The following is a 21,850-nucleotide window of genomic DNA, read 5'->3' as shown; positions in this document are numbered from 1 at the left end:
ACGAAAGGAGACATCAAAAGGATATGCACAAAATGAGAGCGGCTGTTCTGATTTTATTTCTTGCCTCATCGCTCGCGTTTGGCGGGTGCCTGATGCGGCAGCGAACTGGAAAAGACGGGAAAGGGCCAGAGATTTCAATGGATAACAGTGAAATTTCGGTCAGTATCCACGCGGATGAGGCGGAGCTTCTGTCCGGCGTGACGGCGTACGATGCGAAGGACGGCGATGTGACGGATTCGCTTGCGGTAGAACATATTTCCAACTTTATCGAAAAAGGGCGGCGGAAAATCAGCATCGTTGCCTTTGATTCGGACAACAATGTCACCCACGCGGAACGGGAAATGGTCTATAACGACTATACATCGCCGGTCTTTTCCCTGGATGGGCCGCTCCGGTTCAGTGTGAATGCAGATGACCTGACGGAAGGACTTTCCGCAGAGGATTGTCTGGACGGAACGATTACGGACCGCATCCGGCTCTCGTATCAGGATGAGATCAGCAGCACGCCCGGGCTGTATCAGGTAACGTATTCTGCTGCCAACCGTGCCGGTGATGTGACGAGTCTTCCGGTGACGGTGGAACTCTACGACCCGGCGGAGGAGAGCGGAAAGCCGCAGATTACCTTAAGCGAGTATCTGATCCATCTGGAACTGCAGCAGGCGTTCGATCCGAAGGATTATCTGGAGCAGGTGAATGTGGATCAGATGACGTATGAAAAAGGAGAGGACGATGAACTTCACGCGGTTTCCGCGGAAGACGAGATCCTCGGGGAAGAAAAACTTTCCATAGAGAATCCGGTTGACACCGGAAAGGAAGGTGTCTATGAAGTAACGTATACTGTGACATCGGAGGAGGGACAGACAAGCTCCATCCGCCTGATTGTCTGCGTCAATGAATGAGGAGGTTCCAGATGGGAGAATACGACAGAACAGGAAACGGACAGAACGGCGAAGCAGACTGGGATCTTCGGAGCATTCTGTGTGATATGGCAAAAAACTGGTGGATCATCCTTCTGATTGCCTGTTCGGCGGCGATGATAACCTACACGGTGCTGACGGCAGTCCATCGGGATCAGTACACGGTGAAAACCACGTTTGCCGTGATGGGGCGCGGCGAGAATGCAAATGCAGCATCGAGCCTTTCTTCGACGTATGAGATGACGCAGAAATTTCAGGCGATTCTGGAAAACAATATTTTAAAGAAAAAAGTGATGGAGGAGCTGGGATGCTCATCCTTTCCGGCGGACATGAGCGCTTCAATTGTGCCGGAATCCAATTTAATGGAGCTTTCCGTGACAGCCGATTCGCCGGAAACAGCCTTTCGGGTACTGCGGTCGGTGCTGAAGAATTACACAACCATTTCAGATTATATTATTCCCAATGTAGTATTGGAGACACTGCAGCAGCCGCAGGTTTCCGACAATCCGTCGAATCGGATTCCGACGGAAAAGTACGCTGCAATGGCATTTCTGGCGGCAGCGCTTGGTACGGCGGCGCTGGTGGGCTTCTTTTCCTTTCTGCGGGATACCGTCAAAAATGAAACGGAATTTGGCCGCAAGATTGATGCGGATCTGCTGGGAACCGTGTACCATGAAAAAAAGAGGAAAAACAGCTCCATGCTGATCACGAATCCGGCGCGGAGCTTTCCCTATGTGGAATCCCTGAAGCGCATTGCTTCCCGTGTGCGCGGAAGACTCGACCGGAGAGGGGGAAAAGTGCTGCTGGTGACCAGTGTGGCGGAAAATGAAGGAAAGTCGACGCTTGCCGCCAATCTGGCGCTTGCCCTTTCAGAGGAACAGAACCGTGTCCTTCTGCTGGACTGTGATTTTCGTCAGCCGGCGCTGTATAAGATTTTTGAACTTCCGCAAAAGGCCGGAAAAGATTTCGGACAGGTAGCAGCCGGAAAGGAGCCGGCGTCCAGCGTTTTTGAAAAATATAAGGATACGAATGTTTACATGGGCATCTGCCGGGAACGGCTGGAGGAACCGTCGGAAGCAGTCGGCGGTGAAATTTTCCGGCGGATTCTGGATATGTGCCGGACAAACATGGATTATATTATTCTGGATACGCCGCCGATGGGCGCGGCCGCGGATGCGGAGGAGCTTGTGGAGCTGGCTGATGGTGCGGTTCTTGCCGTTCGGCAGGACGGCGTGCTGACACGGGACATCAACGATGCCATCGACGCGCTGAACCAGAAAGAAGAAAAGGTCATCGGCTGTGTGTTCGGCAATGTTTATCCGGGATTCGGCGAGCGGATCGGAGGCAGCTATGGTTACGGTTACGGATACGGCGCCTATAGCAGGGCAGAACGATGAGAGGGAGCAAAAGAGCATGAACAGAGAAACGTATGAAACCTATTCCGCAGCGGAACCAGAGAAAATAGATCTGATCGCCTTTCTGGCGGAGTATTTCCAGGCGTTCCAGAAATTTTTCTTTGGTGTGCTGGCACTTGTAATCCTTGCAGGAGGCGGCTCCTTTCTGACGGCAAAGCTGCGGTATCAGCCGGTCTATGAGGCATATACATCGTTCGTGGTCGGATCGAACCGTGCGGTCGGTTATTCTTATTACGATAATGTAACGGCAGAGCAGCTTGGAAAGACCTTTCCGTATCTTGTGACAAGCGGCGTACTGAAGGATGTTGTAGCGCGGGATCTTGGAATCGGGGCGGTGACATCAGAAATTCAGGCGAGCGTGATGGAAAATACCAATCTTTTTACTATCCGTGTGCAGGACGCGTCACCGGAGACGGCGTATCGGGTGATGAAATCCGTTATCACGAATTATCCGGAGGTGGCAGAGTATATTATTGGTGCGACGACACTGACGGTGGTGGATGAAAGCGGTGTTCCGGCAGTGCCGGTTAACAGCCAGGATGCGTTGCGGGCCGGCACGTATGGTGCAGCAGCAGGACTTGCAGCGGCCTTCCTGCTGCTGTTCCTCTATGTGAGAACAAGAAAAACCATCCATTGGGCGGATGATATTAAGAAGCTGACAAATGCGGCATTCCTTGGAAATCTGCCGCAGGCGAAGATCAAAAAAAGAAGCAGCGTAAAGGAACAGACCATTACCATCTGCAATCCAAAAGTGCCGGATGCCTTCAAAGAGGCGGTGCAGCTGATCCGGACAAGGACGGAGGACAGAATAATTGGAAAAAATGACTGTCCGGTCCTTCTTGTGACGAGTGCCGTGCCGGGGGAGGGAAAGACGACGGTTGCCGTGAACCTGGCGGAGGCGTTCGCGAAGAAGAAATACCGCGTAGTACTGCTGGACGGAGATCTGCGGAATCCTTCGGTGATGAAGTGTATGGGACTGATCGGACGGAAAGAGCGTGGAATTGCTGCCGTGCTGAAGGGACAGATGGATTGGGAGGAGGCACTTACCGACTGCCGGGATCTGACGCTGAAAATCCTGCCGGGAGCGGGAAGCACGCAGAATCCTGCAGGGCTGCTGCGCTCGGTACGGATGAAGACCATGATCGAAAGCCTGAAAGAAGAGGCCGATCTTCTGATCATCGACACGCCGCCGTGCGGAGTGCTTTCGGATGCGGCACTGTTCGGCGGAATTGCCGACGGAGCAGTTCTCGTGGTACATCAGGGAACAACGAAAGACCGGGAAGTCCGGCGCGCGCTGGAATTTTTCGAGGATTCGCAGATTCCGGTCTGCGGCTATGTGCTGAACGGCGTGCAGGAGGGCACGACGGGCTACGGATACAGCAGCTATGGCAGCTACGGGTATGGAAAATATGGTTACGGTTACGGAAAGTACGGCTATGGGAAAGAAAAGGAACGCCGGAACAGTGACCGGACAGCAAGGGAGCAGGGAGGAAAAGCATGAGGGAGAAGAAAAAAGGAGTTTATCAAAAGTATCTGAAAAATCTGTTGGACCGTCTGCTGGCGCTTGTGGGAACGGCAGCATTATCGTGGCTGCTGCTGGGAGTCGGCATTGCAGTCCGCCTGGATTCTCCGGGACCGGTGCTGTTCCGGCAGAAGCGGGTGGGCCGGAACGGGCAGTATTTTTACATATACAAGTTCCGCACGATGCGTATCGACACGCCGCATGATATGCCGACACATCTGCTGAACCATCCCGATTTCTTTATCACAAGAGTCGGACGCTTTCTCAGGAAAACATCCCTCGATGAGCTGCCGCAGCTCTTCAATATTTTAAAAGGCGACATGGCGCTCGTCGGTCCGCGTCCGGCGCTCTGGAATCAGGAGGATCTGATCTCTGAGCGGGAGCGGTACGGCGCAAACAGTGTCCGTCCGGGCCTCACCGGCTGGGCACAGATCCATGGGCGGGATGAACTTCCGATCCGGGAGAAAGCGGAACTGGACGGATATTATGTGCATCACATTGCATTAGGAATGGATCTCGAATGCCTCTGTAAGACAGCCGGCGCGGTACTGCGGCAGGATGGAATTCATGAGGGAATGATGGAAAACAGATGGCAGTAAATGGGGAAGAGAGAAGAAAAAAGTAAAAGCAGAGTGGAGGCTGTCGAAAACGAAAGAAAATTACTGGAAAATAATGAAAAAAGTAATTGCATATTAATGGGAAGATGATATAATTTACAAAAGAAATAATGAAATAAGTAATTAAATGATGCGGGATATTACATGAAACGGGAAAGAGCAATGAAAAAACGACTTCTGATTGTAACAAACCATTCGTATATGTTCTGGCAGTTTCGAAGAGAACTGGCGGAAGCATTGCAGAAAGAGTATGAAGTGATTCTGGCGATGCCATTTGTCGGGCATGAAGAAGATTTCCAGAACATGGGAATCCAGTGCATTCCAATATCCATGAACCGCCGTGGGGTGAATCCATTTACGGAAGCAAAGCTGCTATGGGATTATGAGCGTCTGCTGAAAAAAGTGAAACCAGATCTTATACTCACCTATTCCATAAAACCGAATATCTACATAGGCCTGCTCAGCGGCCAAAAGCAAATTCCGTATTATGCCAATGTACAGGGGTTGGGAACAGCATTTCAAAAACCAGTCTTAACTGGGCTTGTTACAATTTTATATCGAAAAGCGTTCCAAAAAGTGAAATACGTCTTTTTTGAAAACAAAGAAAATGCCAGTGAATTTTGTAAAAGAAAAATCATATCCGCCGATCGCCAGATCGTCCTGGCCGGGGCAGGAATTAATCTGGAAAGATACAAAATGCAGCCTTATCCGAAGCACACACGAATCCATTTCCTGTATCTTGGACGAATTATGAAAGAAAAAGGAATCGACGAACTGTTTTATGCTGTCCGGCATCTGAAAAAAGAAAACGAAAACTTTGTCCTTGATCTGGTTGGTTTTTTTGAAGATGAATACAAAGAGCAGGTAAAAGAACTGGAAAAACACAGCATCGCCCATTTCTACGGCTTTCAGTCGGATCCACGTCCGTTTTACATAGAAGCAGACTGTGTAGTGCTCCCCAGTTACCATGAGGGAATGAGTAATGTCCTTTTAGAAGCCGCCGCCACAGGCCGCCCAGTCGTCACAAGCAATATTCCGGGGTGCAGGGAGAGCGTAGAAAATGGGAAAAGCGGTCTGCTGGTTGAGGTAAAAAATAAAGAGATGCTGTATGACGCAATGAAAGAGATGCTGCATTGCAGCAGAGAAGAACGAGAGCAGATGGGACAGGCGGGGAGAGAGAAGATGGAGAGAGAGTTTCGGAAAGAAGTTGTGGTGGAGAAAACAGTGCAGAGTCTGCGAGGGGATGAAAAAAGAGACTTTTAGTAAAACAAAAGGAGAGATGTGAAAGATGTCCATAACGAACTATTGGTTTCAATTAATTTGGATTTTGACAGCAGGGATAATTCTGACAAGATTTCTGCCGAAAAAGCAGGAGATCGTTATGGGAAGGATCGAAGAAAGATGGCAGATGGCACCGGCGGTGCTGCTGGTGATTCCGTACATAATAGCAGCAGCATTACGATCTGATAATTTTGGAGACACCTATGCATACCGGAGAGTTTTCAGCGAAGCACCGAATAGGCTAGCTGAGCTCCCATTCTATCTTCAGGGAATAAAAAAAGATAAAGGTTTTTCCGTTTTCATGGTGGTTTTCAAAAGCTTTATTGGAAATTCATCTGTTTGTTTTTTTCTGATCATAGCTGCAATACAAATGTTATGCATGGCATTTATCTACCGGAAATATAGTGAAAACTATTGGATGAGTATATTTATTTTTGTTGCAGGAACGGATTACATGTCCTGGTGTCAGAATGGTATTCGCCAGTTTTTGGCAATTGCAATTATTATGGCGGGATTTCCATTGCTTCTGAAAAGAAAATATGTATCACTGACAGTAATTATCCTGTTAGGGGCAACGTTCCATGCGTCAGCGCTTCTTATGGTACCGATTATCTTTATTGTGCAGGGGAATGCATGGAATAAAAAGAGTGTGCTGTGTATTTTAGGATGCATTTTAATACTGATATTTGTAAACAGGTTTACAGATGGGATGAACGATGCGCTGTCAAATACACAGTATTCTAATATGGTAACGGACTGGAAAGAGTGGGAGGATAATGGAACCAATCCAATCAGAGTATTCGTCTATTCTATTCCTATGATTTTTTCTGTGGTTGGACGCAGGCAGATCAAAGAAGCGGATAACCCGGTAGTTAACATTATGACAAACTTCTCAATCCTAACAAGTGGAATTGCAGTTGTATCGATGAAAACTTCCGGTATATTCATAGGACGGCTGATTTCTTATGGATCTGTGTATTCTGCGTCCATTTTGCTTCCCTGGGAAATGGAAAATATTTTTACAGAGAATTCGGCGAAAATTATAAAAAGTGCTGCTGTTTTGGGATATATTGGATTCTTTTATTATCAGATGCATTTTATATGGGGGCTTATATGAAAAATCCAGAGATCAGTGTAATTATGGGAATGTATAACTGTGCGGATACGCTGTCAGAAGCAATTGAATCGATTTTAAACCAGACAATGAAAGAATGGGAGTTGATTATGTGCGATGATGGATCATCCGATGCAACGTACGAAGTGGCAGAGCTTTATATGAAAAGATATCCGGAAAAAATGATCTTACTGAGAAACAGAGAAAACAGGGGACTTAATTATACCTTGAACCGATGTCTGAAAGCGGCCAAAGGAAAGTACATTGCAAGAATGGATGGGGATGATATCTGTCTGCCGGAACGATTTGCGGCTGAATATGAAACATTGGAAACAGAGAAAACAATTTCAATCGTAAGCACAGATATGGGATATTTTGATCAAACAGGAATATGGGGAAAGATAAGTCATCCGGAATATCCAAAGAAAAAGGATTTTCTGTATGGATCTCCGTTTTGCCATGCACCATGTATGGTAAGAAAAGAAGCATACGATGCAGTGGATGGATACACAGAGAAAAAAAGTATTTTACGGGTAGAAGATTATCATTTATGGATAAAAATGTATGAGGCGGGATACAGAGGTAAAAATATTCCAAAACAGCTTTATCTCATGCGGGATGACAGAGCAGCATATAAGAGAAGAAAGCTTCGATACAGAATAAATGAGGCCTACGTAAAAGGAATAGCGATTCGAAAACTGGGGCTGCCGATAAGCGGATACCTATATACGATGCGGCCAATTCTTGTGGGAATTTTGCCAGAGAAAGTCTATGACTATTTTCATAAAAGAAAATTAGAAAGCAATGCAGGAATGATAACCAGTGAATAAAAGATGTGATAGAAAGGGGTGGATACATGATACCGAAGAAAATACATTATTGTTGGTTTGGGAAAGGGAAGAAATCCCGATTAGCTTTAAAGTGCATAGAAAGCTGGCATCAGTATTGCCCGGACTATGAAATGATCGAATGGAATGAAGAAAATTTTGACATAGACATGAATGGATATACACGAATGTGCTATGCGGAAAAAAAGTATGCATATTTAAGCGATTATGTCAGACTTTGGGCGGTGGAAAAGTATGGAGGGATCTATTTGGATACAGACGTGGAAGTGATTCGGCCACTGGAAAAGCTATTGCAGGAAGATGCATATTTCGGATTTGAAAATAAGCGGTATGTAAATACGGGACTGGGATTTGGATCCGCTGCGCATGGAGCAGTGGTTCAGGCGATGCTGAAGGAATATGATGTGCTGCTGGATGGAAAGAATGGAGTAAGAATGTGTCCGGAACTGAATACAAAAGCATTGACAGCATTAGGCTTAAAACAGAATGGGCAGAAACAAAAAATATGGGAAGCGGCAGTGTATCCGGTGAATGTTTTGAATCCATATGACAGTGCAACGGGAAAGCTGGAAAAAACAGCAGATACGGTTTCTATTCACTGGTATGCGGCATCCTGGATGAACAAGACACAAAAATTACGAGGGAAGATAACAAGACCGATTCATAGGATTTGGGGAGTAGATGTATTTAAGAGGTTTCGAATATGAAGAGAACAATGTTAATTGTATCACATGCATTGGAATTGGGTGGTGCGGAAAGAAGTCTGATAGGATTTTTAGAAGCACTGGATGAAAGCAAATGGGAAATAGATCTTTTTTTGCTTCGTCAGGAAGGAGAATTAATGGATGCGATTCCGGATAAAGTCCATCTGCTTCCGCAAAAAGCTGCGTATACAGTTTTGGCGCACCCAATGAAGGCAACTTTAAAAGAGGGACATGTTTTATTAACAATGGCAAGGTTATATGGAAAAACAGCGGCGGTGATTTATGATCATAAGCATAATTACCGAGACAGTGATGTGAATTTAGAATACAGCCATAAATATACCAGCCCTTTTATGCCGCGAATACAACCCCAAAAGGAGTATGATCTGGCGGTAAGTTTTCTGACACCACATTATATTGTAACGAAGAAAGTAAATGCTAAGAAAAAGATCGCATGGATCCATACGGACTATTCCCAGGTGCAGATTGATATTTTATCCGAAACAAAAATGTGGAAGGCATATGATTATATCGCATCTATCTCAGAGGCAGTTACAAAAGAATTTTTGAAGAAATTTCCTACATTAAAAAATAGAATGATATTGATAAAAAATATTTTGCCGGAACAGCTCATCAAAAGACAGGCAGAAAGTTTTTCGGTGGAAAAAGAAATGAATGCATCGGGGATAAAAATATTGTCAATTGGCAGGTTCTGCTATGCTAAAAATTTTGATAATGTGCCGGATATCTGTCGGCAAATCAGGCAGAATGGATTGGAAGTAACCTGGTATTTAATTGGTTTTGGAAAAAATGAAAAGCAAATCCGTAAAAGAATATGTGAGACAGGAATGAAACAATATGTAAAAATTCTGGGGAAAAAAGAGAATCCATATCCATATATCAGGGCGTGTGATGTTTATGTGCAGCCATCAAGATATGAGGGGAATTGTGTAGCTGTAAGGGAAGTTCAAATGCTTGGAAAACCGGTGATTATTACGGGATATCCAACAGCAGAAAGTCAGCTGAAAAACGGAATAGATGGAATCATAGTGCCGCTGGAAAACAGAGCGTGTGGAGAAAAAATCAGTGAAATATTACGGGAACCGAAACGGCTTGAAAAGCTGGTGCAGGAGTGCAGGAAAAAGGATTATTCTAACAGGCAGGAAATCAACAAAATAGAGTGTATTTGCAGAGGATAGAAATGAGAATACGAATTATCACTTGCCATGATGTATATAATGCAGGCGCAAGCTTACAGGCATATGCATTAATGCAATATTTGAAAGACCGCGGTCATGAGGTAAAAATTATTGACTATAAGCCGGACTACCTAAGCAGGCATTATAGTCTGAAAGCGGTAAATAATCCAGAATATGACAGGGCAGGAATTCGAGAGATTTATTTGCTGGTGAAGATGCCAGGAAGAATAAAAAAATTATTCAGTAAAAGAAAATATAGATTTGATGCTTTCCGGAAAAATGCGTTAGAACTGACAGATACAACATATAGAACGTGTGAAGAACTAAAAAATATAGAAGAAGCAGACCTGTATCTGGCAGGGAGCGATCAGATATGGAATCCAATCTTTCCAAATGGAAAAGATCCTGCATTCTTTCTGCAATTTACGGAAAAGGGAAGAAGGGCATCGTATGCGGCGAGTTTTGCAGTTGATGCGTTAAAAGAAGAAGACCGACAGCGTATGAAGGAATGGCTTAAATCCTTTGATGCTGTTTCGGTCAGAGAGCAGACAGGAGCTGCATTGGTGAAGCAAATGGGACTTCAGTCTCAAAGAAATTGTGATCCCGTTTTTTTGCTGAAACAGTGTCAGTGGAAAAAAATATTGCCGGAAACAGAGACGAATAAAAAGTATGTGCTGCTTTATGATTTTGATAAAAACTGCGTGGCAGAGGAAATTGCGGAAAAAATTTCTAAAAAAACAAAAACAGAGATCTGGTCGGTTTTTAAAACAGAAATCTGTGACAAAGTATGTGCAGATATTGGGCCGTTGGAATTTGTAAATTTAATTTTAAATGCGGAAGCTGTAGTTTCTAATTCATTTCATGCAACAGTGTTTGCAATAATTTTCCATAAAGAATTTTTTGTGATCGAAAGAAAAGAACGTATCAATACGCGGGTGAATGATTTATTGAAAGTATTTGGAGTGGAGGACAGGAAGATGGATCATGTGAAAAAACTGCAGACAGCAAAAAAGATAAACTGGCAAAGGATCGAGTTCATCCTGCAGAAAGAGAGGAAAGAAGCAGAAGAATATTTAGCGAAAATAACAGGAGAAAAGAAAAATGAATAGGCCGATAATATCTGTTGTTATCCCCGTTTATAACGTCGAAGCCTACATAGAACGTTGTGTAAACAGCGTGCGGAATCAAACGGTAGAAAATATAGAAATCATATTGATTGATGATGGATCACCGGATCAGAGTCCGGTTTTATGTGATCAATATGCGGAAAAAGATAGAAGAGTGCGAGTGATTCATAAAAAAAATGGAGGACTTGCGTCTGCAAGAAACAGGGGAATAACAGTGGCAACTGGAAAATATATTTTCTTTTTGGACAGTGATGACTGGCTGGAAAAAGACGGTCTGCAGCAGCTCTATGAGCTGGCGCAGAAATATCAGGTAGATTTCGTCAGATATAGAGCATTTCGGACAGAATGGCCAGGGATGGAAAGAAATGTTCCATGTCGAGTGGAAACAGTAAGAGAAATGCAGGGAGGAATTTATGATAGAAAGAGAATTTTACAAGAAATATATCCAAGACTGCTGGCTACGAGGCAATTAACTTTGGGACCTGTTGTTGGGGCATGGGGAGCATTGTATAGAACGGATTTTTTGAAGAAAAATCAGATATTTTTTTTCGAAGAGATTAAGTTTAGTGAAGACATCCTTTTCAGTGCAAAAGTGATTTTATGTACACAAAAATTTTACTATAAAGAAGAAGCCGGAATTTATCATTACTGGTATAATCCAGATTCTATTTCGAAATCATTTCGAGAGGGAAGATGGGAATCGTGTAAGAAAATAATAGAACATGCAGAGATAGAATTCAAAAATAGAAAAGAGTATTGTTTTGAGCAGCAATTGAACTGGCTGACATGGTTTGTTATATTAGTTGGACTGAAGGAAAGAGGTAAAATGACAGACAGGAGTGAGAGAAAAGTGTATTGTAGGAAACTACTGAACGATCCTGTAGTGAGAAGATGTCCATTAAAAATACAGGAATTTGATGTGCCCGAAAAACAAAAAATATTGTTGTATATGATAAAGAAAAACTGGTGGTGGATATTCAGCCTGATTTAAAGGGAGGTTGAAAATGATTTTTAAAAGAATAGCGGCATGGATTGCTTATGAGATACGGGAAGAAAAGATTACACTTTCTTCACAGGATGCGAAGAGAATACTGATGGATGTTGCACCGCCCGTGTCGCCGGATGTATTTTCTGAAAACAGGAGCAGAGAGATTCGATATGATCTCACGATTATAGTGCCTGTATATAACTCGGAAAACTGGCTGAAGGAATGTATGGAGTCGATCGTCCTGCAAAAAACAAAATATTCCTTTCAGATAATTGCAATTGACGATGGATCGACGGATCGAAGCGGGCAAATTTTAAATCAATACATAAAAAATCCATGTGTAGAAGTTATTCGGCAGGAGAATAAAGGGTATTCGGGTGCAAGAAATGCAGGACTTGAAAGAGTAAAAAGCAAATACATTATGTTTGTTGATTCGGATGATGTTTTATTACCGAATGCAATAGAGTGTTTGCTGTCAAAAGCGTATCTGGAAGATGCGGATATTGTAGAGGGAAATGGCTATCGCTTTGATAAAAATGGTTTTCTTGGAATGATAAAAAAAGAACATTTGCCAAAAGAAAGAAATCAATATTGGGGAGGCCCCTGTTTAAAGGTGATGAAAGCAAAACTGTGGGAAGGATTGAAATTTCCGGAGGGCTATTGGTATGAGGATGCAATTATCGGAGCTGTGATTTTTCCAATGGCGAATAAAGTGGATTGTTTGTCTGATGTAGTGTATGCATATCGAATTCATGGAGAGAGTATTACACAGAAGCATGATGAAAATCCAAAAAGAGTAGATTCTTATTGGATTATGCTGTTAATGGCTGAGATTCAAAAGAAAATGGAGATTCCTTTTGACTACGAGAATTATCAAAGGGTAATGAGACAGATTGTATTTACCTGCCGGAGGATTGTTATGCTGCCGGAAAAAATAAAAAAGGCTGTATTTGCAGGAGAATGTGAATTTGTCTGTACTAATTTTAAAGAGTATTTGAAAAAAAAGGACAGATATTATTTTCTTGCAAAAGCAATTTTAAATAAAGATTATGCAAAATATTCTATTTATTGCCAGGAGTTTATATGATACCGAAAAAAATTCATTATTGTTGGTTTGGGGAAAACGAAAAACCATTGCTGGTAATTGAATGTATTAAGAGCTGGCAGAAATATTGTCCGGATTATGAAATTATGGAATGGAACAGCAAGAATTATGATGTTCATAAAAATAAATATATGGAGCAGGCGTATCAGGCAAAACGCTGGGGGTTTGTATCTGATTATGCCAGACTGGATATTATTTACCAGTATGGAGGAATCTATCTTGATACGGATGTCGAACTAATTCGATCACTGGATGATTTGTTAGAAACAGATGGCTATATCGGATTTGAGAAGAAAGTGGATGAAGAATGTGATGAGGTTTATGTGAATACGGGACAGGGGTTTGGCGCATCTGCTTTTCATCCGGTCGTGAAGGCGATGATGGATATTTATAAAGAGATTGATTTTGCTGAGCAGGAAAAAGAAAATTTAAAAACGTGTCCTTATTATAACACAGCGGCACTGGTAAAACTGGGAATGAAGAAAGAAAATGTGGAACAGGAAATTTGTAAGTTTCATATTTATCCAGCAGAGTATTTCTGCCCGATCAATTGGAAAAGTCATAAGTGTGAATTGACAGATAATACATATTCGATTCATCATTTTGAAGCATCATGGCTTACAGAAAAAGAAAAGAAAAAAAGAAAATATCTAAGAAATATGGACTGTATGATTCATCTGCCGAACAGAATATGCAGAAGTATTTTAGGAAAAGAGAGGTATGAGAGCATAAAGGAAAAAATAAAATGGAAAGGATAGCGTATGGATGTTTCAATTATTATTGTTAATTACAATTCCATAGACTTAACAATCGATTGTGTCAATTCAATATTTCAACAAACTGCGGATGTAAAATTTGAGATTATTATCGTGGATAATGCATCAAAGAACAAAGAAGCAGAAAGATTACAGGCGGAATTTGAAAACAGCGTTAAGATGATAGAGGCAGAAACAAATCTTGGATTTGGAAAAGCGAACAATCTGGGAACAAAATACGCAGCGGGGGATTATGTATTTTTTCTTAATCCCGATACGGTTTTGATGAACAATGCAGTAAAAATTTTATGGGAAGAGATGAAAAACAATCCAGATATGGGATGTACAGGCGGAAATTTATATACACCGGAGAGAATGCCGTGTCCGTCTTTTTGTTTAAGGTTTGATGATTTGGGAACGGAAAAGAGATATGCATCCTGGCGGTATTTGATGCTGTCAAAAGCAGAACAAAAATTATACAGAAAACATCCTGCATTGCAGATACGAAGAAAAGATTTTAACGATACGAATCAAAAGATAGAAGTTGCCTATATATTTGGGGCAGACATGATGGTGAAGAAAAAACTCTTTGAGCAGTTGGGAGGATTTGATGAGGATTTTTTTATGTATGCAGAGGAGGAAGAGCTGTCCTGGAGAATTAAAAAAAGAGGTGAAAAAATTTATAATATACCACAGGCAAAGATTATTCATCTGGAGGGAGCGACTTTAGAGAAACAGCATGATTTTAATGAAAAACAATTCACCCTTCGAATAAATGGAACGATGACGTATTTCTGGAAACGATATGGGAGAGAAGGCATATATCAATTTTATAAATTTCGTGCATTAAGATATCAGAGACTCAAAAAAATTGCTGAGATTCAGAAGAAAAGCGATGTGAGCTTTCAGTTTAAAACTCGTTTGAGATGTCTTTTGGAATGTTTTGAAAAAATCATGGAAAAAACAGAAGGTGAGGGGAAGAAAAATGGCAGAAGTTAAGGATGGGAAAGGAGTTAAGCTGATTGCATTTTACCTGCCTCAGTTTCATGCAATACCATTGAACGACCAATGCTGGGGCAAGGGGTTTACCGAATGGACAAATGTACGAAAAGCACAAGCATTATTTTCCGGGCATGATCAGCCCAAAATCCCACTGGACCTTAACTATTATGATTTAATGGATGATCAGGTAAAGATATGGCAGAGTAATCTGGCAAAAAAATATGGGATTTTCGGATTTTGCTATTATCATTATTGGTTTAAACATGGTGAGAAGTTGTTGGAAAAACCGGCGGAACAAATGCTGAAAAACAAAAAAATAGAGATCCCATTTTGCTTTTGCTGGGCCAATGAAAACTGGAGTAAGAACTGGGATGGTGGAGATCAGGAAATCATCATGGAGCAGGATTATGGCGGAAAAGAAGAGTGGGAACGGCACTTTCAGTATCTGCTGAATTTTTTTCAAGATGAACGATATATAACAGTAGATGGGCGCCCATTGCTCGTTGTTTATAAGCCGGAACAAATGATCGATATTTATAAGATGGCATCGTATTTTAGAAGAAGAGCAAAAGAAGAAGGCTTTCCGGATTTATGTCTGGCATTTCAATTTCCGGCGTATTATTCAGATATGTATTACAGAAACGATATTTTTGATTATCAAATTGAATTTGAGCCTGTATATTCACGAAATATCGAAAGCCAGGAGCTGCCTGGAACAAGCAGAAAAATTTCTTTGATCAGAAAATTTTGTGGAGAGGAAATGGTGTCGTTTTATCGAAAATGTCGAAAGAAGAAAGGAAGAATGTATTGGAAGAAAGAGCAGAGTCTGGGAATGTATTTTTACGATGAGATATGGGATTTGATTTTAAATGCGAAATGGAAGAAAAATTTTTGGCCGGGGTGTTTTGTGGATTGGGATAATACGCCAAGAAATAAACATGGAGTTATGGTCAGTGGATTTTCCGTAGAAAAGTTTGCTGAATATATGAAAATACTGGTACAAAGAGCACGGAAAGAGGAAAAGCCGGTAATATTTATTAATGCATGGAATGAATGGGGAGAAGGTGCTTTTCTGGAACCGGACACAAGATATCAGTATCGAAAGCTTGAAGCAATAAAAGAAGCATTAGAATAGGGAAAAGGGTAAATGAGAAATATAATTTCCGAAAAGAATGAGACAAATTGCTGTGGATGTGGAGCCTGCAGTAAATGCTGCCCCAGACATGCGATTTACATGGAAGAGGATGAAAATGGTTTTGATTATCCTAAAATAGATGAATCGAAGTGTACGGAGTGCGGAAAATGTTTAAAAGTCTGCAGTTTTGAGAAAAAAGAGCAATCACGAAAAGAAACGTATGCGGCACAGGCAAAGGACGCTGATCTGGAAGAAAATGCTTCGGGGGGAATCTTTACCGTGCTGGCGCAGGAAGTGCTAAAAAGAAAAGGAATTGTCTATGGATGTGCTATGCTTTATGAAAACCAAAACTTAGTAATAAAACATATCGGGATAGATAAAATAGAGGAACTTTGTAAATTAAAGGGTTCAAAATATGTACAAAGCAATTTGGAAAATGTATATGTTGAAATTAAGCGGCATCTGGAACATAACGAGACTGTGTTGTTTAGTGGAACGCCTTGTCAGATAGCAGGACTGAGAGGATACCTTCAGAGAACGTATGCAAATTTATATACAATAGAAATTATATGTCATGGTGTACCGAGCGCAAAATTATTCCAGAATTATTTAGGATACATAGAATCGAAAGAAGGAAAAAAAATAGCAGGATTTTATTTTCGAGATAAAAGCAGCGGGTGGAAGTTATACGGAAAAATGATATTGGAGAACAGGGATGGAAGTCAGAAAGAAAGCTATTTTGAACCGGAAGAAAGCTCCTATTATCAAATGTTTTTAAATGGATACACATACCGGAAAAGCTGCTATTTTTGTCCGTTTGCATCAGAATATCGTCAGGGTGATATTACCATAGGAGATTATTGGGGGATAGAGCTGGTGCACCCGGAATATTTGAAAAAATATGGAGGTGAAATAGAGAAAGAAAAAGGAGTCTCCTGTCTGATTGTGAATAATGAGCAGGGAAGGACTATGCTTGCGAAATATGGAAGTAACATTATAAAATATCCGTCATCTTATCAGCGGGCAGCAAAATATAATGCACAGCTGGTACAGCCGTCTGCACTGAAACGGCAGCGGGAGAAAGTAATGAAACTGCAAAAACAGAACTATGCATGTGTGGAACGGTGGTATCAGAAACGAAGAAACAGAATTCTGTTTGTGAGAAAACTTCGTTCCATGATACCGAAAAGAATCAAAATATTTATAAGAAAAATCAAAGTTTAAGGTTAGAGAGAAAAAGATGGAACAACAATTTAAAACAGTTATTACGGCAAATTCAAAATGGATCAATCTTCATTTAAAGGAAACATATGAGTATAGAGACCTGATTTTTTTATTTGTGAGAAGAGATTTTATTTCGAAATATAAACAGACAATTTTAGGACCTTTGTGGGCGGTGATACAGCCCCTGTTAACAACCATAGTGTTCACTGTGATTTTTGGTTCACTGGCAAACCTGACTACGCTGGATGTGAAAGCAACAGAAGAAACCGTGATTCCGGCATTTCTGTTCTATATGGCAGGTACGATCTGCTGGAGCTATTTTTCATCGACGGTCAGCAGTACGGCAAACACATTTATAACAAACAGTTCTATTATGGGAAAGGTATATTTTCCAAGGCTGGTATCTCCGGCAGCGTCAACCATATCTAATTTGATTTCCTTCGGTATTCAATTTGCCATGTTTTTGATTTTTTTGCTGTATTTTATATGGAAAGGGAAAATGGAAATTCGATTGTCCGGGTATCTCTTTCTATTTCCAATATTGATCATTCAGATGATGATGCTGGCGATGGGAGTTGGAATTATTGTTTCAGCGCTTACAACAAAATATCGTGATTTGGCGATGCTGATAGGCTTTGGATTACAATTATGGCAGTATGGAACGCCAGTTGCATATGGATTGCGGCTTGTACCTGAAAAATATATGAAGATTTATATGCTGAATCCAATGACGCCGATCATCACTTCATTCCGCTATATTTTTTTCGGAACAGGATATTTTCATGCAGGATACTATGGAGTGGGGTGGGGAAGCACAATGATCTTATTTGTACTTGGAATTGTGTTATTCAATAAAGTGGAAAGAACATTTATGGATACCATTTAAGGAGAACAGGATGGCAGAAAAACAGATTATGGTCAAAATAGATCATGTATCAAAAGAATATAGACTGGGTGCAATCGGGGGAACAACATTACGGGAAGATCTGGAACGATTCCATGCAAAAATAAGAAAAAAAGAAGATCCGACACTGAAAATAGGCCAGAAAACACCAGAGTATGGAAAACGTTTTATGGCGCTGAAGGATATTTCATTTGAGGTAGAAAAAGGAGAAGCAGTAGGGATTATCGGACACAACGGAGCAGGAAAATCGACATTGCTGAAACTGCTGTCAAGAGTAACGGCACCAACAAAAGGAAGCATTGGAATGAATGGCCGTGTGGCATCTATGCTTGAAGTAGGAACGGGATTTCATCCGGAATTAACGGGACGTGAAAACATTTATATGAATGGGGCAATATTGGGGATGAGCCGTGCAGAAATCGGAGAAAAACTGGATCAGATTATTGCATTTTCCGAATGTGGAGAGTTTATCGATACGCCTGTAAAACGATATTCCAGTGGGATGTATGTTAAACTTGCATTTTCTGTGGCAGCTCATCTGGATAGTGAAATTATGATTATGGATGAGGTTCTGGCTGTCGGAGATATGAAATTCCAGCAGAAGTGTCTTGGACGGATGGGAAAGGCGGCAAATTCAGAAGAAAAAACGATTCTTTATGTGAGTCATAATATGAATACCATTCGTCAGCTTTGCACCCGCTGCCTTGTACTGGATCACGGCGAACTGATATTTGACGGCGGGGTAGAAAGAGCAATTGATTTGTATATGGATACAGCTGTTAAAAACGGAAGTGTAGATATTGATCTGAAAAATAAGAGAATGGCACATCTTCCGCCAGTTATTAAGGCGAAAATGACACATGTGCATCTTGTGGACAAACAGGTACCGGTATATGAATTTGAGGAAAAGCTGAAATTTGATTTGTCGGTTGAGGCCAAAACAAATATTTCAAATCTATCCGTGAGGGCAGAAATAAGATCAGCAGATGGAGGATCTGTTGCAGCGGGAATTTTGCAGGAATTTACATCCTTTTTTGCAGGAAGAAGCAAAATATTGGAAATGGAATTGCTGCTGCGTGGACTTGTACCGGGAAAATATTTCGTATTGCTGGTGATTTATAATGTAAACGAAATGGGAACTTACGATGACTTGGATGCAGTGTTTCCGGCATTTACATTTGAAATTCAGGATAGTAAACATGCTTTAAAGATTAACTGGAACGTAAATGCCTGGGGAAAAATTCGATTAGACGATTTGAAATGCGTGGGTGAGAGAGATGATTCCTAAAAAAATACATTATTGCTGGTTTGGGGGAAAGCCAATTCCAGATTCGGTCAGGCGATGCATGCAAAGCTGGCAAAAGTTCTGTCCAGACTATCTTATTGTAGAATGGAATGAAAAAAATTTTAATATAAAAGAATGCCCGCAGTATGTAATTGACGCATATCATAGGAAAAAGTGGGCATTTGTTACAGATTATGTAAGACTCCGGGTTGTGTATGAATATGGAGGGATATATTTTGATACAGATGTAGAATTAGTGAAAAAGATTGATTTTCTGCTAAAATACAGTGCTTTTTTTGGATTTGAAAATAAAAAATATATTTCTACGGGGCTTGGATTTGGCGCTGAACGGGGATGCGGTTTGTTGTATGAAATGATGGAGATGTATCAAACGATCCCGTTTATTTTAGAGGACGGATCAGAAAATAAGAAGACATGCCCGGTTATTAATACAGAAATCTTTTTGAAACACGGACTGGAACAAAAGGATAAGCAGCAGATTTTAGAGGGAAATATTATGATTTTACCATCCATTTGTATGTGCCCCATTGATTTTGAAACAGGATATAGAAGAAAATCAAAAAAAACAATTTCGGTTCATTGGTTTCATGCAAGCTGGATGGAAAGAGCAGAAAAAGAGTATCATAAAAAACATCGTCAGGCATTGTTAGAGGAAAAGAAAAATGATTGGAAATATCTTCCGAATCGTATGATTAAAAAGCTTTTGGGAGAAAAAATCTACTTGAAAATAAAAGGATGGATCAGATATGATAACGGTTAGTATTATAATTCCGGTTTATCAAGGGAAAAGCTATTTAAAACGGTGTATCGACAGTGTGCTGGCACAGAGTTGTCAGGAATATGAAATTATTTTAGTGGATGATGGTTCAACAGACGGTTCGGCCGAGATATGTGATGAATATGCTGAAAAACAGAAGACAATAACGGTGATTCATAAAGAAAACGGAGGGCTTTCTTCTGCTAGAAATGCGGGCTTAGAAATTGCATCAGGGGAATACGTAATGTTTATTGATGCGGATGATGTGGTGCATAGTAAAATGCTTGAAACAGAGCTGAAAGTTTTGAAAGAGGAAAACGCGGATATCTTTATCTGCGGATTAAAACGTTTTGCTGAGATAGAAGAAGTAGATACATGCGCTGAGTTGCAAATCAAGAATTGTGTGGAAATCCAGTCTGGATTGGAAATTGAAAGCAAACTTTTTTGTGGTCAAAACGTGGAAAAATATATATCCTGTTGTGGAAAATTATTTAAGAAAACAGTATTTAATGGAATCCGTTTTCCGCAAGGGAGGTTATTTGAAGATGAATATATTACGTATCAATTGTATTATCAAAGTGAGAGAATAGCAGTAACAGATATTGTATTTTATTTCTATTTTACAAATCCGTGTGGAATAACAAAAAATTTGACGCTCAATAAACGATTTGACGAATATGATGCACAGGAAGAAAGAATAAAATTTTTTAAGAAAAAAAGGTGTAAAGAACTTTATCAGGCGGCATTGTTAAAACTGCTGAATTCAGCGCAGTGGGATTTGATAAAGTGCCAAAAATGGAAAGAAGATTTTGATAAAGAACGAGGAGAAAAATTTCAACAGCAGTATAGAGAAGCACTGGAGCAGGCAGAAAAAGAGGGAATTGTACGCTTTAAAAATAATTATGATTTTTATGTATTAGCATATCCTGAAAAAGTCAACTTTTTTAGAGTGAGAAGACAATGGCAGAATCTGCTGAGAATGATTCGATCTAAAATATAAGATGGTTAGAAATAGAATGAGAAAACGATGTAAAAACGGGTACAAGCTGCGCAGGGTAGTGGGCATATTGGTTGTTATGCTTCTGTGCATAACAGGAAAAAGTGTTATAAAATCGAAATATAATCTAAACAGCATAACATATATACTGCAATCGAAGAAAATTTCGGAAGAAATTTGTCTGATACAAATAACAGATCTCCATAACAGCATCTTTGGTTCGGATAATAAACATCTGATTTCTAAAGCAGCAATGAAGTCACCAGATTTGATTATGATCACCGGTGATCTTCTAAATGCAAATGAGCCAGATAATAATATTGCGGTAACGCTGCTGGCAGAATTATCTGCAATCGCCCCAACATACGTCTCCCTCGGCAACCATGAACTGGAATACGAGCAGAACTACGGTACAGACATTACCGCTCTCTACGAATCCGCCGGCGCCACCGTCCTGAACTATGAATATAAAGACATCACCATCAACAGCCAGCCCCTCCGTATCGGCGGCATTTACGGTTACTGTCTCCCGGATAAATATCTGGAAACTGGCGAAGCGGATCCAGAAGAGTGTAAGTTCTTGTGGGATTTTGAGAACACCGACCGTTACAAAATCCTGCTCAGCCATCTTCCGATTGCCTGGATGAAAAATGACGGGCTGGAGGAGTGGGACATTGACTGCGTATTTTCCGGCCATCTTCACGGCGGCCAGGTCATTCTGCCTGGCATTGGCGGTGTTTATGCGCCGGACATGGGATGGTTTCCGGGACAGCTGAAGGGGATTTTTGACTCGGAGGATGGAAAACGGCATCTGGTGCTGTCGTCCGGACTTGGAAATACGGAATTGGTTCCGCGGTTCAATAACATTCCCGAGATTGCCTGCGTGGAGCTGATGCCGGATGGAAACCTTCATAAAACATAAAAATAACACAG

Annotated in this window: 21 protein-coding genes; all 21 read left to right on the top strand. The window is 41.2% G+C overall.

Going from position 1 to position 21,850, the window contains the following annotated elements; translation table 11 throughout:
* The first annotated feature begins 23 nt into the window (after window positions 1-23).
* The 21 genes from DWZ44_RS09580 to DWZ44_RS09480 all read left to right on the top strand — a co-directional run bounded on the left by DWZ44_RS09580 (window position 24) and on the right by DWZ44_RS09480 (window position 21,839).
* Window positions 24-899, top strand: coding sequence for an immunoglobulin-like domain-containing protein (locus tag DWZ44_RS09580; protein WP_117804754.1), 876 nt, complete (start codon window positions 24-26; stop codon window positions 897-899).
* An 11-nt stretch (window positions 900-910) separates the two neighbouring features.
* On the top strand, window positions 911-2,314 hold the full coding sequence (locus DWZ44_RS09575; protein WP_158565865.1) for a polysaccharide biosynthesis tyrosine autokinase: 1,404 nt from the start codon (window positions 911-913) through the stop codon (window positions 2,312-2,314).
* Complete coding sequence (locus tag DWZ44_RS09570) at window positions 2,268-3,833, top strand: polysaccharide biosynthesis tyrosine autokinase (RefSeq protein ID WP_158565863.1); 1,566 nt, start codon at window positions 2,268-2,270, stop codon at window positions 3,831-3,833. The genes DWZ44_RS09575 and DWZ44_RS09570 overlap by 47 nt, the downstream gene beginning before the upstream one ends.
* A complete protein-coding gene (locus DWZ44_RS09565) occupies window positions 3,830-4,453 on the top strand; it encodes a sugar transferase (RefSeq protein WP_117804751.1) in 624 nt (207 codons plus the stop codon). Before DWZ44_RS09570 ends, DWZ44_RS09565 begins: the two co-directional genes overlap by 4 nt.
* Window positions 4,454-4,633: 180 nt before the next feature.
* Entirely contained in the window at window positions 4,634-5,734 is a 1,101-nt protein-coding gene (locus tag DWZ44_RS09560) for a glycosyltransferase family 4 protein (protein ID WP_117804750.1), read from the top strand.
* A gap of 118 nt (window positions 5,735-5,852) precedes the next feature.
* Complete coding sequence (locus tag DWZ44_RS09555; RefSeq protein ID WP_158565861.1) at window positions 5,853-6,869, top strand: EpsG family protein; 1,017 nt, start codon at window positions 5,853-5,855, stop codon at window positions 6,867-6,869.
* Complete coding sequence (locus tag DWZ44_RS09550; protein WP_117804748.1) at window positions 6,866-7,696, top strand: glycosyltransferase family 2 protein; 831 nt, start codon at window positions 6,866-6,868, stop codon at window positions 7,694-7,696. Before DWZ44_RS09555 ends, DWZ44_RS09550 begins: the two co-directional genes overlap by 4 nt.
* Before the next feature lie 26 nt (window positions 7,697-7,722).
* Window positions 7,723-8,421, top strand: coding sequence for a glycosyltransferase family 32 protein (locus DWZ44_RS09545; protein ID WP_173827143.1), 699 nt, complete (start codon window positions 7,723-7,725; stop codon window positions 8,419-8,421).
* Window positions 8,418-9,617: a glycosyltransferase gene (locus tag DWZ44_RS09540; protein WP_117804746.1), complete on the top strand. Its 1,200-nt coding sequence runs from the start codon at window positions 8,418-8,420 to the stop codon at window positions 9,615-9,617. The genes DWZ44_RS09545 and DWZ44_RS09540 overlap by 4 nt, the downstream gene beginning before the upstream one ends.
* A gap of 2 nt (window positions 9,618-9,619) precedes the next feature.
* The gene (locus tag DWZ44_RS09535) at window positions 9,620-10,726 is read left to right on the top strand and encodes a polysaccharide pyruvyl transferase family protein (RefSeq protein ID WP_117804745.1); all 1,107 of its coding nucleotides are present in this window, start codon (window positions 9,620-9,622) and stop codon (window positions 10,724-10,726) included.
* Window positions 10,719-11,735 carry a glycosyltransferase family 2 protein gene (locus DWZ44_RS09530; protein ID WP_055220466.1) on the top strand — a complete coding sequence of 339 codons (1,017 nt, stop codon included), beginning with the start codon at window positions 10,719-10,721 and terminating at the stop codon, window positions 11,733-11,735. Before DWZ44_RS09535 ends, DWZ44_RS09530 begins: the two co-directional genes overlap by 8 nt.
* A gap of 13 nt (window positions 11,736-11,748) precedes the next feature.
* Window positions 11,749-12,819 (top strand): glycosyltransferase family 2 protein, encoded by a 1,071-nt coding sequence (locus tag DWZ44_RS09525; protein ID WP_117804744.1) that lies wholly within the window; start codon window positions 11,749-11,751, stop codon window positions 12,817-12,819.
* A complete protein-coding gene (locus DWZ44_RS09520; RefSeq protein WP_117804743.1) occupies window positions 12,816-13,595 on the top strand; it encodes a glycosyltransferase family 32 protein in 780 nt (259 codons plus the stop codon). Before DWZ44_RS09525 ends, DWZ44_RS09520 begins: the two co-directional genes overlap by 4 nt.
* 3 nt (window positions 13,596-13,598) lie before the next feature.
* On the top strand, window positions 13,599-14,591 hold the full coding sequence (locus DWZ44_RS09515) for a glycosyltransferase family 2 protein (RefSeq protein ID WP_117804742.1): 993 nt from the start codon (window positions 13,599-13,601) through the stop codon (window positions 14,589-14,591).
* Window positions 14,578-15,729: a glycosyltransferase WbsX family protein gene (locus tag DWZ44_RS09510; protein WP_117804741.1), complete on the top strand. Its 1,152-nt coding sequence runs from the start codon at window positions 14,578-14,580 to the stop codon at window positions 15,727-15,729. The genes DWZ44_RS09515 and DWZ44_RS09510 overlap by 14 nt, the downstream gene beginning before the upstream one ends.
* 12 nt (window positions 15,730-15,741) lie before the next feature.
* A complete protein-coding gene (locus DWZ44_RS09505) occupies window positions 15,742-16,953 on the top strand; it encodes a Coenzyme F420 hydrogenase/dehydrogenase, beta subunit C-terminal domain (RefSeq protein ID WP_117804740.1) in 1,212 nt (403 codons plus the stop codon).
* A gap of 16 nt (window positions 16,954-16,969) precedes the next feature.
* Complete coding sequence (locus DWZ44_RS09500) at window positions 16,970-17,839, top strand: ABC transporter permease (RefSeq protein ID WP_117804739.1); 870 nt, start codon at window positions 16,970-16,972, stop codon at window positions 17,837-17,839.
* Between the two features lie 10 nt (window positions 17,840-17,849).
* A complete protein-coding gene (locus tag DWZ44_RS09495; protein ID WP_117804738.1) occupies window positions 17,850-19,145 on the top strand; it encodes an ABC transporter ATP-binding protein in 1,296 nt (431 codons plus the stop codon).
* Complete coding sequence (locus DWZ44_RS09490) at window positions 19,135-19,923, top strand: glycosyltransferase family 32 protein (protein WP_070103219.1); 789 nt, start codon at window positions 19,135-19,137, stop codon at window positions 19,921-19,923. Before DWZ44_RS09495 ends, DWZ44_RS09490 begins: the two co-directional genes overlap by 11 nt.
* Entirely contained in the window at window positions 19,910-20,920 is a 1,011-nt protein-coding gene (locus tag DWZ44_RS09485) for a glycosyltransferase family 2 protein (RefSeq protein ID WP_117804737.1), read from the top strand. The genes DWZ44_RS09490 and DWZ44_RS09485 overlap by 14 nt, the downstream gene beginning before the upstream one ends.
* 1 nt (window position 20,921) lies before the next feature.
* Complete coding sequence (locus DWZ44_RS09480; protein WP_117804736.1) at window positions 20,922-21,839, top strand: metallophosphoesterase; 918 nt, start codon at window positions 20,922-20,924, stop codon at window positions 21,837-21,839.
* The last annotated feature ends 11 nt before the right edge of the window (window positions 21,840-21,850 follow it).

Origin of the sequence: Blautia sp. AF32-4BH (assembly GCF_003460565.1) — a bacterium.
Lineage (GTDB): Bacteria > Bacillota > Clostridia > Lachnospirales > Lachnospiraceae > Fusicatenibacter > Fusicatenibacter saccharivorans.
The sequence above is the reverse complement of the archived record's forward strand: the minus strand, read 5'-3'. Positions and strand labels throughout refer to the sequence as shown.